Source organism: Streptococcus sp. 1643, assembly GCF_006228325.1.
Taxonomy (GTDB): Bacteria; Bacillota; Bacilli; order Lactobacillales; family Streptococcaceae; genus Streptococcus.
Genome location: NZ_CP040231.1, coordinates 1,571,550 through 1,587,370, shown reverse-complemented (window position 1 = coordinate 1,587,370; position 15,821 = coordinate 1,571,550). Strand labels below are relative to the sequence as shown.

The window sequence follows — 15,821 nt, the reverse complement described above, 5'->3', positions numbered from 1 at the left end:
TAGCTAGTTAGCTAGTCTAAAATTTTTAAAACAAAGGTCAAAGATAGTCAATATCAGAGATCGCATATAATTAAGAATAAACGAGGTAAAGAATATGAACAACAACTTTAATAACTTTAACAACATGGATGATTTATTTAACCAATTGATGGGAGGTATGCGAGGGTATAGTTCTGAAAATCGTCGCTACTTGATTAATGGACGTGAAGTGACACCTGAGGAATTTGCTCACTATCGTGCAACTGGTCAATTGCCAGGTAATGCAGAATCTGATGCACAAATGCAACAACACGCTTCAGGTATGAAACAAGACGGTGTCCTTGCTAAACTAGGTCGCAACTTGACAGCGGAAGCTCGTGAGGGCAAGCTGGATCCTGTAATCGGACGAAACAAGGAAATTCAAGAAACATCTGAAATCCTCTCACGTCGTACGAAAAATAATCCTGTTCTAGTTGGAGATGCAGGTGTTGGTAAGACAGCCGTTGTCGAAGGTCTAGCACAAGCGATTGTGAATGGAGATGTTCCGGCTGCCATCAAGAACAAGGAAATTATTTCTATTGATATCTCAGGTCTTGAGGCTGGAACTCAATACCGTGGTAGCTTTGAAGAAAACGTTCAAAATCTAGTCAATGAAGTAAAAGAAGCAGGGAATATTATCCTCTTCTTTGATGAAATTCACCAAATCCTTGGCGCTGGCTCAATCGGAGGAGACAGTGGTTCTAAAGGGCTTGCGGACATTCTCAAGCCAGCTCTCTCTCGTGGTGAATTGACCGTTATTGGAGCGACAACTCAAGACGAATACCGTAACACCATCTTGAAAAATGCAGCTCTTGCTCGTCGTTTCAACGAAGTCAAGGTCAATGCTCCTTCAGCAGAGGATACCTTTAAAATCCTTCAAGGGATTCGTGACCTCTATCAACAACACCACAATGTCATCTTGCCAGACGAAGTCTTAAAAGCAGCAGTGGATTATTCTATCCAATACATTCCTCAACGTAGCTTGCCAGATAAGGCTATTGATCTTGTGGACGTAACGGCTGCTCACTTGGCAGCTCAACATCCTGTAACAGATGTTCATGCTGTTGAACGGGAAATTGAGGCAGAAAAAGACAAGCAAGAAAAAGCAGTTGAGGCAGAAGACTTTGAAGCAGCTCTCAATGCTAAAACACGTATTGCAGAATTAGAGAAAAAAGTCGAAAACCACACAGAAGACATGAAAGTGACTGCAAGCATCAACGATGTGGCTGAATCTGTGGAACGTATGACTGGTATTCCGGTATCTCAAATGGGAGCGTCAGATATCGAACGTTTGAAAGATATGGCTCATCGCTTGGAACACAAGGTAATCGGTCAAGACAAGGCAGTTGAAGCTGTAGCTCGTGCTATCCGTCGTAACCGTGCTGGTTTTGATGAAGGCAATCGCCCAATCGGTAGCTTCCTCTTTGTAGGTCCAACTGGGGTTGGTAAGACAGAACTTGCTAAGCAATTGGCGCTGGATATGTTTGGTACCAAGGATGCGATTATCCGCTTGGATATGTCTGAATACAGTGACCGCACAGCCGTTTCTAAATTGATCGGTACAACAGCCGGTTATGTGGGTTATGATGACAATAGCAATACCTTGACAGAACGTGTTCGTCGCAATCCATACTCTATCATTCTCTTGGACGAAATTGAAAAGGCTGATCCTCAAGTAATCACCCTTCTCCTCCAAGTCTTGGATGATGGTCGTTTAACTGATGGTCAAGGAAATACAGTGAACTTCAAGAACACGGTCATTATCGCGACATCAAATGCTGGATTTGGCTATGAAGCTAACTTGACTGAAGATGCGGATAAACCAGAGTTGATGGATCGTTTGAAACCATTCTTCCGTCCAGAGTTCATCAACCGCTTTAACGCAGTTATCGAGTTCTCACACTTGAATAAGGAAGACCTTTCTAAGATTGTGGACTTGATGTTGGCGGAAGTCAACCAAACCTTGGCTAAGAAAGACATTGATTTGGAAGTCAGCCAAGCAGTTAAGGACTTTATCACCGAAGAAGGCTATGACGAAGTCATGGGTGTTCGTCCTCTCCGTCGTGTGGTTGAACAACAAATTCGTGATAAGGTAACAGATTTCCACTTGGATCATCTAGATGCTAAACATCTGGAAGCAGATATGGAAGATGGCGTTTTGGTCATTCGTGAAAAAGCCTAACTCAAGATTTTGAGAATAAAAAAAGAAGGAACTAGCTACAAGCTGGTTCCTTTTTGTGTTTAGATGATATGGCGCTCAAAGGCATCATCTGAGATTCCTTGTTCTAGGATGAGTTTGGCCCATTCTTTAGCAGAAAAGAGGCTGTGGTCCTTGTAGTTTCCGCAAGATTCGATGGTTGTTCCAGGGACATCTTCCCAAGTAGTGGTTTCAGCAATTTCCTTGAGCGAATCCTTGATAACAGCTGCAATTTCAGCACTGGTATGGCGACCCCACATAATCATGTGGAAGCCTGTACGGCAACCAAATGGCGAACAGTCAATCATGCCGTCGATTCGAGTACGGATGAGTTTGGCCAAGAGGTGTTCGATAGTGTGAAGGCCAGCGGTAGGGATAGAGTCCTCATTTGGCTGTACCAAGCGAATATCAAAGTTGGAGATGACATCTCCCTTTGGTCCGGTTTCTTCCCCAATCAAGCGAACATAAGGTGCTTTAACAATGGTGTGGTCAAGTTCAAAACTTTCAACAATAACTTCTTTTGACATGGTAGTTCCTTTCAGTTTTCTTCTTTCATTATATCATAAAGACTGCTCTTGAAACAGAGAGAAAACCTCTCCAAGAAAGGAGAGGTTTGAGTTTTTATTTCCGATACAAGCGATCGTATTGGTAGTATGGGTCAAAGGTTACGTTGATGCCTAGTTTGCGAAGGACGTTCTTGTCTTCATCGGTCAAGATGATGGTAGAGTGGGCTTCGCTTCCTTTGAGATTCCCAAGTTCCTCCATGGCACGCGCAGCGTCAGGATTTTCCATAGCTGTGATGGCTAGTGCAATCAGGATTTCATTTGAGTGGAGGCGAGGATTGCGACTGCCGAGATGATTAATTTTAAGGCCTTGAATTGGTTTGACGACTTCAGGCTCGATTAGTTTCACTTCCTTAGCGATATCAGCTGATTTTTTGATGGCATTGATCAAGGCTGCAGCTGTAGGACCAAAGAGTTCAGAGTTTTTACCAGTTACGATTTCCCCATTTGGCAATTCAAGGGCTAGGGCAGGGCCACCGGTTTCTTCAGCCTTTTGGCGTGCAGCAACAGCAACCTTACGGTCTGCAGGTGTGATACCGAGGTCGTTCATGAGAAGTTCAATCTTCTTGACAGCAGTTTCTCCGACTTTTTCAGCTTTAAAATCAAGAACAGTTTGATAGTAGCGACGGATGATTTCTTGTTTAGAGGCTTCGATAGCAGCCTCATTATCTGTAATAGCAAAGCCAACCATATTGACACCCATGTCTGTTGGTGAAGCGTATGGAGATTCACCGAGAATGCGCTCCAACATACGTTTGAGCACTGGGAAGATTTCGATATCACGGTTGTAGTTGACAGTGGTTTCTCCGTAGGTTTGGAGATGGAAGGGGTCAATCATATTGACATCATCAAGGTCCGCGGTTGCAGCCTCGTAGGCCAAATTGACTGGATGATGAAGGGGCAGGTTCCAAACTGGGAAGGTTTCAAACTTAGCGTAACCAGACTTGATGCCATTAAGTTGGTCGTGGTACATATTGGACATACAAGTGGCCAATTTTCCAGAACCAGGTCCAGGAGCTGTTACGACGATCAAGTTGCGACTGGTTTTGATGTAGTCGTTTTTCCCCATGCCTTCGGGAGAAATAATGTGATCCATATCCGTCGGGTATCCTTTGATCGGATAATGAAGATAAGAATCAATCCCGTTTTTATCTAACTGGTTGCGGAAGGCATCTGCAGCAGGTTGTCCAGCGTACTGTGTGATGACAACTGAGCCAACAAAAATTTCCAGCTCATTGAATTTGTCAATCAAACGAAGAACTTCTTGGTCATAAGAAATGCCCAGGTCGCCACGCGATTTAGAATGCTCGATGTTGCTGGCATTAATGGCGATTACAACTTCAACTTGCTCTTTCAATTCTTGCAAGAGCTTGATTTTATTGTCAGGCTCATAACCAGGAAGGACACGAGCAGCGTGGAAATCTTCTAACATTTTGCCACCAAACTCCAAATAGAGCTTGCCGTCAAATTGGTTGATGCGCTCCAAAATGTGGTCGCGCTGTAGATTCAAATATTGTTCAGAACTAAAAGCTTGTTTTTTCATTTTTTTACCTCTGACCTCTATTATAATAAAAAATTGGAAGATAGGAAACTACGGAGTCAAAAAAGAAATTAAAAAGATTAGGCAAACGCTTGCACAAAGTTTTAAAAAGCGCTATCATAGACTATAGATTATTAAAATAATGAGGTAAGAAGATGCAAGAAAAATGGTGGCATAATGCCGTAGTCTATCAAGTCTATCCCAAGAGTTTTATGGATAGCAATGGAGATGGGATTGGTGATTTGCCAGGAATTACCAGTAAGTTAGACTATCTAGCTAAGTTAGGAATCACAGCTATTTGGCTTTCTCCCGTTTATAACAGTCCGATGGATGATAATGGCTATGATATTGCCGATTATCAAGCAATTGCAGCTATTTTCGGAACCATGGAGGACATGGACCAACTGATCGCAGAAGCTAAGAAGCGTGGCATTCGAATTATCATGGACTTGGTGGTCAATCATACCTCAGATGAACATGCTTGGTTTGTCAAGGCATGTGAAAATCCTGACAGCCCTGAGCGTGACTACTATATCTGGCGGGATGAGCCTAATGATTTGGAGTCTATCTTTAGTGGGTCTGCTTGGGAATACGATGAAAAGTCAGGTCAATACTATCTCCACTTTTTCAGTAAGAAACAGCCGGATCTCAACTGGGAGAATGAAAAACTGCGCCAGAAAATTTACGAGATGATGAACTTCTGGATTGATAAAGGCATTGGTGGTTTCCGTATGGATGTTATTGACATGATTGGGAAAATTCCTGATGAGAAAGTAGTCAATAACGGTCCTATGCTCCATCCCTATCTCAAGGAGATGAATCAAGCCACTTTTGGTGATAAAGATCTCTTGACAGTAGGGGAAACCTGGGGAGCAACGCCCGAGATTGCTAAGCTCTACTCGGATCCAAAGGGGCAAGAATTGTCTATGGTCTTCCAGTTTGAACACATCTGTCTTCAATATCAGGAAGGGCAACCTAAGTGGCACTACCAAAAAGAGTTAAATGTAGGGAAGTTAAAAGAGATTTTTAACAAATGGCAGACTGAGTTGGGAGTTGAAGACGGCTGGAATTCCCTCTTCTGGAACAACCATGACCTTCCTCGCATCGTCTCTATTTGGGGAAATGACCAAGAATACCGTGAGAAATCTGCCAAAGCCTTTGCAATCTTGCTTCATCTCATGAGAGGGACTCCCTATATCTACCAAGGTGAGGAGATTGGGATGACCAATTATCCTTTTGAAACACTGGATCAAGTAGAAGATATTGAATCCCTCAACTATGCGCGTGAGGCTCTTAAAAAAAGTGTTCCGCTAGAGGAAATTATGGACAGTATCCGTGTTATCGGTCGTGATAATGCACGTACTCCGATGCAATGGGATGAAAGCAAAAATGCTGGTTTCTCAACAGGTCAACCTTGGTTGGCAGTTAATCCAAACTATGAAGAAATCAACGTTCAAGAAGCACTGGCAGATCCAGAATCTATTTTCTATACTTATCAAAAACTCGTTCAAATCCGTAAGGAGAACAGCTGGCTGATTCGAGCTGACTTTGAATTGCTTGATACAGCTGATAAGGTCTTTGCCTATATTCGTAAAGATAGAGACCGTCGTTTCTTAGTTGTGGCTAACTTGTCCAATGAAAAACAAAACTTTTCAGTAGAAGGAAGAGTTAAGTCAATCTTGATTGAAAACACTGTGACTCAAGAAACAGTTGAAAAACAAACCTTAGAGCCATGGGATGCTTTCTGTGTGGAACTAACGGATTAAAATAAGTGAACCTCAAGCCTTTGATGCTTGAGGTTCTTTTACTAAAAAATATATAGAAAAGTCTTTAAAAAATATTTGTTAGAATTTTCTAAAAAATCTGGCGAAAGTCCTTGCTTTTATGAAAAAATAGGGTATAATGGTGAAAACACTATCTTTAAGGAGATTACTTATGAAATCGAAAAAGTGGCTCTTAGGAGCAGGTGCTGTTTTGAGTGCAGCCCTACTGTTAACTGCTTGTGGGCAAAGTGAAAAGAAAGCGGATGCTCCCAAGACATTCTCTTATGTCTACGCTATGGATCCATCTTCTTTGGACTATAGTGTGACGAGCAAGAGCTCAACCTCTGACGTTATAGCAAACGTCGTTGATGGTCTTTTGGAAAATGATAAGTATGGGAACTTAATTCCATCACTTGCAGAAGACTGGTCTGTTTCAAAGGATGGTTTGACTTACACCTACAAACTTCGTAAGGGTGTAAAATGGTATACTTCTGATGGAGAAGAATACGCTGAAGTTAAAGCTAAAGACTTTGTTACTGGGCTTAAACATGCCGCTGACGGAAAATCAGATGGTCTTTCTTTGATTCAGGATTCTATCAAAGGTTTGGCAGAGTATGTCAGTGGTGAGAGCAATGATTTCTCTACCGTAGGAGTTAAGGCTGTTGATGATTACACGGTAGAATACACGCTTAACAAACCAGAAAGTTTCTGGAACTCTAAGGTCACAACTGCAACCATGCTTCCAGTTAATGAAGAATTTTTGAATTCTAAAGGGAGCGACTACGGTGCACCAACCCCATCAGGTATCCTATATAATGGTCCTTATTTCTTGAAATCATTGACTTCAAAATCAGTCATTGAATATGAAAAGAATCCAAACTACTGGGATAAGGACAATGTCAAGATTGACAATATTAAACTAACCTTCTACGATGGATCAGACCAAGAATCCTTGATTCGTAGCTTTACACAAGGTGCCTATACAACAGCCCGTCTCTTCCCAACAAGCTCAAACTTTGAGTCAACTAAACAAGAGTACGGCGATAAGATTGTTTACAGTCCACAAGAAGCGACTAGCTACTACCTCACTGTTAACGTAAACCGCCAATCTTACAATAAAACAGCCAAAACAGACGAAGCTCAAAAAACATCAACGAAAGAAGCTCTTCTTAACAAGAACTTCCGTCAGGCGCTAAACTTTGCCCTTGACCGTCACTCATACACTGCTCAGTTGAATGGTGAAGAAGGTGCGAACAAGATTATCCGTAACAGCCTAGTGCCTCATGACTACGTTCAAGTTGGTGAAAAAACCTTTGGAGAGTTGGCACAGGCAGAGCTCGTTTCATATGGAGACCAGTGGAAAGATGTAGCCCTTACAGATGGCAAGGATACGATTTACAGTCCTGAAAAAGCTAAGGCAGCCTTTGCTAAAGCCAAGGAAGAATTGCAGGGCAAGGGAGTTACCTTCCCAATCCATTTGGATATCCCGGTTGAACAAACAGATGTAATCGCAGTTCAACAAACCAACTCACTCAAGCAGTCAATCGAATCATCGCTTGGTACTGAAAATGTCATTGTCGATGTCCTTCAAATGACAGATAATGAAAAAATTAGCATTACGTCTCAAGCCAAGGTGCCATCTCAAAAAGACTATGACTTGAACGGAACTGGTTGGGGACCAGACTATCAAGACCCAGCTACCTACCTCAACATCCTTGATGCCAAGAAGGGATCGGCCCTTAAACACTTGGGAATCACTCGCGGAAAAGATCCAGAAGTGATGGCTCAAGTTGGACTGGACGAATACAAGAAACTTTTGGATGATGCTGCAGCTGAAACTAGCGACCTTAATAAGCGTTATGAAAAATACGCTAAAGCTCAAGCTTGGGTGTCAGACAGCTCGCTCTTAATCCCAGTTGCTTCTTCAGGTGGTTCTCCAACTGTTAGCCGAACTGTACCATTCACAAAAGCATACTCTCAAGTCGGAATCAAGGGAGACCCATTTGTGTTCAAAGGTTTGGAGTTGCAAAATGACGTTGTGACTGCAAAAGAATACGAAGAAGCCTTCAAGAAATGGCAACAAGAAAAAATCGAAACAAATGCCAAATACCAAAAAGAACTTGAAAAACACGTCAAGTAATCTATAAACAGAAAAGGAAGTTGCAGGAAACTGTGCTTCCTTTTTTTGTTTTGAGACACCAGTTGTCATAAAAGTAGTAACTTTACATTTTTGAATAAATTTGATAAAATATGGTTATGTTATAAAAAGTGACATAAAGGAGTGAATGATGATCAAACTGAAAAAAAGACTAATCGGGACAGGTCTTGTCTTAGCGACAGGGATTTTGCTCTCTGCATGTGGACAGTCCAACACAGATACTAGCACTTATTCATCAACATTTAGTGCGAATCCAACAACTTTTAACTATCTCCTAGATTATTATGCAGATAACACTGCCGTTATTACCAATCTTGTAGATGGTTTGTTAGAAAATGACAGCTATGGGAACCTCGTACCTGCTCTTGCGGAGGATTGGTCTGTTTCAGCAGATGGTTTGACTTATACCTACAAGCTTAGAAAAGATGCCAAGTGGTATACAGCTGACGGTGAGGAATATGCTTCAGTCAAAGCTCAGGATTTTGTCACTGGGATCAAATATGCCGCGGACAATAAGGGGCAAGCCATGGATCTGATCCAAAATTCAATCAAGGGATTGAATGACTATGTGACGGGTGTGACCAATGACTTTTCAACTGTCGGTGTCAAAGCCTTGGATGATTACACAGTCGAGTACACTTTGACTCGACCAGAACCGTATTGGAATTCAAAGACAACCAATAGTATTCTTTTCCCAGTCAACGAAGAGTTCTTGAAATCAAAGGATAAAGATTTTGGTACCTTGACACCAGACAGTATCCTTTATAACGGTCCCTATCTGTTAAAAGATTTCACATCAAAATCTTCGATCGAATATGTGAAGAATCCACACTATTATGATCATGATAAAGTAACCATTGAAAAAGTTAAGTTAGCTTACTTTGATGGGTCAGATCAGGAGATGACCATTCGAAACTTTGAAAGTGGTGCTTACTCGATTGCAGGAGTCTATCCAAATAGTTCGAACTATGCTAAGACAAAAGAAAAATACCAAGACAATATCGTCTATAGCTTACAAGATAAGACATCTTGGTACTTTAACTTTAACGTTAACCGAAAAGCCTATAACCATACTGCAAAAACCTCAGACCAGCAAAAGAAATCAACTCAAACAGCTATCTTAAATAAAAATTTCCGTCAAGCTATCAACTTTGGTATTGATCGAACAGCCTACTCTGCTCAATCTAACGGTGAAGAAGCAGCGAGCAAAACCCTTCGTAATACTCTAGTTCCTCCAACATTTGTCCAGGTGGGAGATAAGACCTTTGGAGAAGTAACAGCTTCTAAGCTTGTGAACTACGGAACTGAGTGGTCAGGTATCAATTTGGCAGATGCTCAAGATGCCTACTTTAACAAGGAAAAGGCCCAAGCAAAATTTGCGGAAGCTAAAAAGGAATTGGAAGCCCAAGGCGTGACTTTCCCAATCCATTTGGATGTCCCTGTTGATCAGACGAATAAAAATGCGGTTTCTGGTATGAACTCGGTTAAACAAACCCTTGAAACAGTACTAGGTTCTGACAATATCGTCATTGACGTTCAACAGCTTTCTACAGATGACTTTGGAAATGTTGCCTTCCTAGCACCAAATCCAGCAGCTCGTGACTACGACCTAAACTTTGATGGTTGGGTTGGTGATTACCAGGATCCATCAACTTATCTAGACCCCTTCAATGCTGAAACTGGCTTCTATCTCAAGATTTTTGGTCTTGATGCCAAGGAAGACCAAGAGCTCATTAAGAGTTTGGGGCTTGATACCTATACACAACTCCTGAAAGAAGCAGATGCTGAGAATAAAGATGTCGCTAAGCGTTATGAAAAATACGCTGAAGCTCAAGCTTGGATGATTGACAATTCTCTAGTCATGTCTGCTATGTCAAATGGTGGTACAGCCTCTGTAACCAAAGTAACTCCGTTTACACGTGCCTACTCCCTAGTGGGAATCAAGGGTGACGGAAATAATTATAAGTACATGAGATTGCAAAAAGACCCTGTTACCAAGAAACAATTTGATGAAGCCAAGGCTAAGTGGGAAGAAGAAAGTAAAAAAGCTATCGAAAAGAGCCAGAAAGAGTTTGAAAACCACGTAAAATAAGATTACAGACAAGGTTGCCCCTAAGCGCCTTGTCTTTTTGTGTAGAATCGCATTCGTAAGTTTGGTCAAATTTTAGTGTAATTTATTTGGCCAAATTTTAGTGTAATTTAAGAGAACAAAAGCGAATGAAAACGCTAAAAATTGTGAGTTAGATGTATGGTATTTCTTGTGTAATTGTGATATAATAGCTCAGATTATAATGTACGGGAGATATTTATGAGTAGACGTTCGAAGAGAGCTCGTTTAGGGAATGTAAAACGAAATGTTAATATGGTTTTAGCAACCATTTATTTATTATTGAGTGGTTTTTTGCTGTTCTTAATTTTTAAACATAATATCCTAGCTTTTCGATACCTCAATATCCTTACGGCGGTTCTTATTTTTATTTCTGCTGTAATTGCAATCCTTCTGATAGTGTATAAAAAAGCCGAGAAGTTTACGGTTTTCTTTTTGACACTTGCTATCGTAGTTAGCTCGGTTTCTCTCTATGCTTTGCAACAGTTTGTCGGTTTTACCAATCATATCAATGCGACTTCAAACTACTCAGAGTATTCGATGAGTGTGGTCGTTTTGAAAGATAGTGAAATCAATAATGTGACTCAGTTAGAGAGTGTTACAGGTCCGACTGAAACAGATAATGATAATATCCAAAAGTTGGTGGCGGATATTAAAACGACACAGAGTAAAGACTTGACAGTTGAACAGAGTGCTTCTTATCTAGCAGCTTATAAGAGTCTGCTTTCTGGCGAAACGAAAGCAATTGTCTTAAATAGTGTTTTTGAGAACATCATCGAAGCAGAGTATCCAGATTATGCTTCGAAAATTAAGAAAATCTATACAAAAAAACTAACCAAGGATGTTGCGGCACCAAAGGTATCGAAGAATAAAGCTTTCAATATTTATGTGAGTGGTATTGATACCTATGGTCCGATTAGTTCCGTTTCGCGTTCAGATGTAAACATTTTGATGACTGTGAACCGAGATACCAAGAAAATCCTTCTGACTACAACGCCTCGAGATTCCTATGTTCCGATTGCGGATGGGGGAAATAATCAAAAGGACAAATTGACCCACGCTGGGATTTATGGAGTGGACTCGTCGATTCATACCCTGGAAAACCTATATGGTGTGGATATCAATTACTACGTCCGTTTGAACTTCACTTCTTTCTTGAAGTTGATTGACCTTTTAGGAGGGATTGATGTTTATAATGATCAAGAATTTACCGCGCATACTAATGGGAAGTACTATCCAGTAGGAAATGTCCACTTAGATTCTGAGCAGGCTCTGGGATTTGTTCGTGAGCGCTACTCTTTAGCAGATGGAGATCGTGATCGTGGACGCAACCAACAAAAGGTTATTGTAGCTGTGATTCAGAAATTAACATCAACTGAGGCTTTGAAGAACTACGATAACATCATCAAGGGATTGCAAGATTCTCTTCAGACCAATATGCCTTTGGAAACTATGATGGATCTGGTTAATACTCAATTGGAGAGTGGCGGGAACTACAAAGTCAACTCTCAAGACTTGAAGGGAACTGGACGCACGGATCTTCCTTCATACGCTATGCCAGATAGTAACCTCTACATGATGGAAATTGATGAAAGTAGCTTGGCCGCTGCGAAAGCTGCTATCAATGATGTGATGGAGGGCAAGTAGCATGATAGATATCCATTCGCATATCGTTTTCGATGTGGATGATGGTCCAAAGTCGATAGAGGAAAGTAAAAAGCTTCTAAGAGAGGCCTATAGTCAAGGAGTAAGAACAATCGTTTCCACTTCGCATAGACGAAAAGGGATGTTTGAAACTCCTGAAGAAAAAATTGCAACCAACTTTCTAAAGGTGCGAGAAATGGCTAAGGAAGTTGCGGATGACTTAATCATTGCCTATGGAGCGGAAATCTACTATACTCCGGATGTTGTTGAGAAGTTAGAAAAGAAATTAATCCCAACCCTCAACGATAGCCGCTATGCTTTGATTGAGTTTAGTATGAATACAGCCTATCGAGATATGCATAAGGGATTGAGTGATATTCTAATGTTAGGCCTTACACCCGTCATTGCCCACATTGAACGCTATGATGCTTTAGAAAACAATGAAAAGCGCGTGCGAGAGCTGATTGATATGGGATGTTATACTCAGGTTAATAGTTCTCATGTTTTGAAACCAAAACTCTTCGGAGAAACCTATAAATTTATGAAAAAGAGAGCCCAGTATTTCTTGGAACGAGATCTGGTTCACGTGATAGCAAGTGATATGCACAACTTGGAACACAGACCTCCTCATATGGAGGAAGCCTATGATATCATTGCCCAAAAATACAGTGAAGATAAGGCTAAGGAACTTTTTAAGGATAATCCCCGAAAAATAATAATGGATCAATTGATTTAGGAGAAAAAATGAAAGAACAAAATATGATGGAAATCGATGTATTTCACTTGCTTAAAATCCTTTGGAAACGAAAATTGTTAATTGCTTTAGTAGCATTCGTGACAGGAGCAGTAGCATTTGCCTACAGTAGTTTTATTGTGAAGCCGGAGTTTACGAGTACGACCCGAATTTATGTGGTCAATCGTAATCAGGGAGATAAGCCAGGTTTGACCAACCAAGACTTGCAAGCTGGATCTTACTTGGTAAAAGACTATCGTGAAATTATTCTCTCGCAAGACGTTTTAGAGAAGGTTGCGACTGATTTGAAACTAGAACTCCCTCCAAAAGGTCTAGCTAGTAAAATCAAGGTAACAGTTCCAGTGGATACGCGTATTGTATCGATTTCTGTTACAGACCGTGCACCTGAGGAAGCTAGTCGTATCGCCAACTCTTTGAGAGAGGTTGCGGCTCAAAAGATTATCAGCGTCACTCGGGTTTCGGATGTGACAACGCTTGAAGAAGCACGCCCAGCAACATCGCCATCTTCGCCAAATATTCGTCGCAATACCATGGTTGGATTCCTTGCGGGAGCGGTTGTGATGGTTGTCACAGTTCTCCTTGTTGAGATTTTGGATACACGAGTGAAACGTCCAGAAGATATTGAGGACGTGTTGCAAATTGCACTATTGGGAGTAGTTCCAAATTTGGATAAATTGAAATAGGAGAGAAAAATGCCAACGTTAGAGATTGCACATAAAAAACTGGATCAGGCAAGAAAAGCAGAAGAGTACTATAATGCCCTTCGTACCAATATTCAATTGAGTGGGAATAACTTGCAAGTGATTTCTATTACGTCTGTCAAACCAGGAGAAGGGAAATCAACAACTTCTACCAATATTGCTTGGGCTTTCGCGCGTGCAGGCTATAAGACACTGTTGATCGATGCGGATATCCGTAATTCAGTCATGTCAGGTGTCTTTAAATCACGGGAAAAGATTACAGGATTAACAGAGTTCTTGTCAGGCACAACAGACCTATCACAAGGTTTATGTGAAACCAATGTTGAAAATCTGTTTGTCATTCAAGCGGGCTCTGTATCACCAAACCCAACAGCTTTGTTACAAAGTGAAAATTTTGCGACCATGATTGACACCTTACGCAAGTACTTTGACTACATTGTCGTAGATACTGCTCCGATTGGAGTTGTTATCGATGCAGCGATTATCACGCAGAAGTGTGACGCTTCTGTTTTAGTAACTGCTGCTGGTGAAACAAATCGTCGTGATGTCCAAAAAGCTAAAGAACAACTCGAACAAACAAGCAAACCATTTCTAGGAGTAGTTCTAAATAAATTTAATACTTCAGTTGAAAAATATGGCTCCTATGGAGCATATGGAAACTATGGGAAAAAGTAGGGAATCTTGTAGTTGGAGAATTATCTAAGGGGATTATTACAAGGGGGAGTTTTAGGTGAAACAAAACAAGATCATCTATATTGCCTTCAAAAGGTCTATGGATGTATTTATCGGCTTGTTTGGAACGGTATTTATAGTTTTACCCTGTTCTCTGGTCATCTTTATAATCTATAAAATGAAAGGTTACAAAGGAAGTATATTTTTTACACAGTGCAGAGCAGGTCTCAGAGGGAAAAAATTTAAAATCATTAAGTTTAGGTCGATGGTCGAGAACGCAGAAGAAATTCTGATTTCGAATAAGGAACTTTATGAAAAGTATAAAAAGAATAGCTATAAATTGCCACCAAATGAGGATCCACGACTTACAAATATTGGAGATTTTATAAGAAAAACAAGTATTGATGAGGTTCCACAGTTTATAAATGTACTACTAGGTGATATGAGTCTTATTGGTCCAAGACCAATTCTTGAAAATGAACTAGACGAATATACCGAGGATGAACAGGAAATTTTATTGTCTGTTCGTCCTGGGATTACAGGAATATGGCAAGTTTCTGGTAGGAGTGGAGTATATTATCCTGAACGTTGTGAGATGGAATTATATTATCCTAGAAATCAGTCTTTACGGTTAGATATCAAAATCTTCTTTTTGACCATTAGAAGAGTGTTATCCCGTGAAGGAGCTCATTGAGAATTCAAACTGAGTCGGCATAAAGTGAAATATATAAAGATAAAATTGAATACAAAAAGGATATCTTTGGTATTCAATTTTATCTTTTTGGGTCAGGATAGTTTTAGTGAAAATCTATTTTGGCTGGATATTTTTTAATAGAGAATGATTACAATTTTGATTAAAAGGTAGTTGAGCTAGTTATGGATGAAGGGAATTGAATTAGGATATAGAAATGTCTAAAACGTATAGAATCATAGTTGCAACACATAAACGATTTCAAATGCCAGAGGATAAGGACTTGTATATCCCTATCCAAGTTGGTAGTGAAGGTAAGGAAGATTTAGGTTATCAATCAGATAATCAAGGAGTCCATATTTCTCACCTTAATCCTTATTATTGTGAATTAACAGGATTATATTGGGCTTGGAAAAATTTAGAATGTGATTATCTTGGGTTGGTACATTACCGTAGATATTTCACATCAAAACGACACTCATATAGAGAATCAACTAGTATGGATGATATTATTCTTTCAAAGTCAGAAGTTAAAAACTTGCTGTCAAAATATGATGTTGTCGTTCCTAAAAAACGGAAATATTATATTGAAACGCTATACTCTCACTATGCACATACTCACGATGCCAATCATTTAGACGTGACACGCCAGATTGTTAGCGAGTTGAGACCAGATTATATCGATGCTTTTGATCAGGTCATGAAACAACGTAGTGGCTATATGTTCAATATGTTTATCATGTCCAAAGAAAATGTAGCAGCCTATTGTGAATGGTTGTTCCCAATTATCGATGAACTCTATAGAAGATTGGACATTACAGACTATTCTGCTTTTGACGCTAGATTATTTGGTCGTATCAGTGAACGCTTGTTCAATGTTTGGTTGGCAAAACAAGATTTGCGGGTAAAAGAGATTCCGTTCATTTATATGGAAAAAATTGATTTGATTCAAAAAGGGAAGTCCTTTTTACAAGCAAAATTCTTTGGAAAAAAATATGGACAGAGTTTTTAGA

12 protein-coding genes are annotated in these 15,821 nt (G+C 40.2%); 10 read left to right on the top strand and 2 right to left on the bottom strand.

What is annotated here, in order from left to right; all coding sequences use genetic code 11:
* Positions 1-94: 94 nt before the first annotated feature.
* Positions 95-2,200, top strand: coding sequence for an ATP-dependent Clp protease ATP-binding subunit (locus FD735_RS08285; RefSeq protein WP_139658951.1), 2,106 nt, complete (start codon positions 95-97; stop codon positions 2,198-2,200).
* Positions 2,201-2,259: 59 nt separating this feature from the next.
* Here the strand turns inward: FD735_RS08285 and FD735_RS08280 are convergent, their stop codons facing one another.
* On the bottom strand, positions 2,260-2,742 hold the full coding sequence (locus tag FD735_RS08280) for an S-ribosylhomocysteine lyase (protein WP_000032556.1): 483 nt from the start codon (positions 2,740-2,742) through the stop codon (positions 2,260-2,262).
* A gap of 94 nt (positions 2,743-2,836) precedes the next feature.
* Positions 2,837-4,321, bottom strand: coding sequence for a DUF1846 domain-containing protein (locus FD735_RS08275; protein ID WP_139658950.1), 1,485 nt, complete (start codon positions 4,319-4,321; stop codon positions 2,837-2,839).
* Positions 4,322-4,473: 152 nt separating this feature from the next.
* Between FD735_RS08275 and FD735_RS08270 the strand changes: the two genes are divergently transcribed.
* From FD735_RS08270 to FD735_RS08230, 9 genes are all read left to right on the top strand, one after another.
* Positions 4,474-6,084 carry an alpha-glucosidase gene (locus FD735_RS08270; protein ID WP_139658949.1) on the top strand — a complete coding sequence of 537 codons (1,611 nt, stop codon included), beginning with the start codon at positions 4,474-4,476 and terminating at the stop codon, positions 6,082-6,084.
* 169 nt (positions 6,085-6,253) lie between these two features.
* On the top strand, positions 6,254-8,221 hold the full coding sequence (locus FD735_RS08265) for a peptide ABC transporter substrate-binding protein (RefSeq protein ID WP_139658948.1): 1,968 nt from the start codon (positions 6,254-6,256) through the stop codon (positions 8,219-8,221).
* A gap of 148 nt (positions 8,222-8,369) precedes the next feature.
* Positions 8,370-10,331, top strand: a complete 1,962-nt coding sequence (locus tag FD735_RS08260) for a peptide ABC transporter substrate-binding protein (RefSeq protein WP_139658947.1) — start codon at positions 8,370-8,372, stop codon at positions 10,329-10,331.
* A gap of 216 nt (positions 10,332-10,547) precedes the next feature.
* Positions 10,548-11,993, top strand: a complete 1,446-nt coding sequence (locus FD735_RS08255) for an LCP family protein (protein ID WP_139658946.1) — start codon at positions 10,548-10,550, stop codon at positions 11,991-11,993.
* A 1-nt stretch (position 11,994) separates the two neighbouring features.
* Positions 11,995-12,726 carry a capsular polysaccharide biosynthesis protein Cps4B gene (gene cps4B, locus FD735_RS08250; protein WP_139658945.1) on the top strand — a complete coding sequence of 244 codons (732 nt, stop codon included), beginning with the start codon at positions 11,995-11,997 and terminating at the stop codon, positions 12,724-12,726.
* Positions 12,727-12,734: 8 nt separating this feature from the next.
* Positions 12,735-13,427: a capsular polysaccharide biosynthesis protein CpsC gene (gene cpsC, locus FD735_RS08245; RefSeq protein WP_139658944.1), complete on the top strand. Its 693-nt coding sequence runs from the start codon at positions 12,735-12,737 to the stop codon at positions 13,425-13,427.
* 9 nt (positions 13,428-13,436) lie between these two features.
* A complete protein-coding gene (locus FD735_RS08240; protein WP_139658943.1) occupies positions 13,437-14,120 on the top strand; it encodes a tyrosine-protein kinase in 684 nt (227 codons plus the stop codon).
* 55 nt (positions 14,121-14,175) lie between these two features.
* Complete coding sequence (locus tag FD735_RS08235) at positions 14,176-14,811, top strand: sugar transferase (protein ID WP_139658942.1); 636 nt, start codon at positions 14,176-14,178, stop codon at positions 14,809-14,811.
* 214 nt (positions 14,812-15,025) lie between these two features.
* The gene (locus tag FD735_RS08230; protein WP_139658941.1) at positions 15,026-15,820 is read left to right on the top strand and encodes a DUF4422 domain-containing protein; all 795 of its coding nucleotides are present in this window, start codon (positions 15,026-15,028) and stop codon (positions 15,818-15,820) included.
* Position 15,821: the final 1 nt, after the last annotated feature.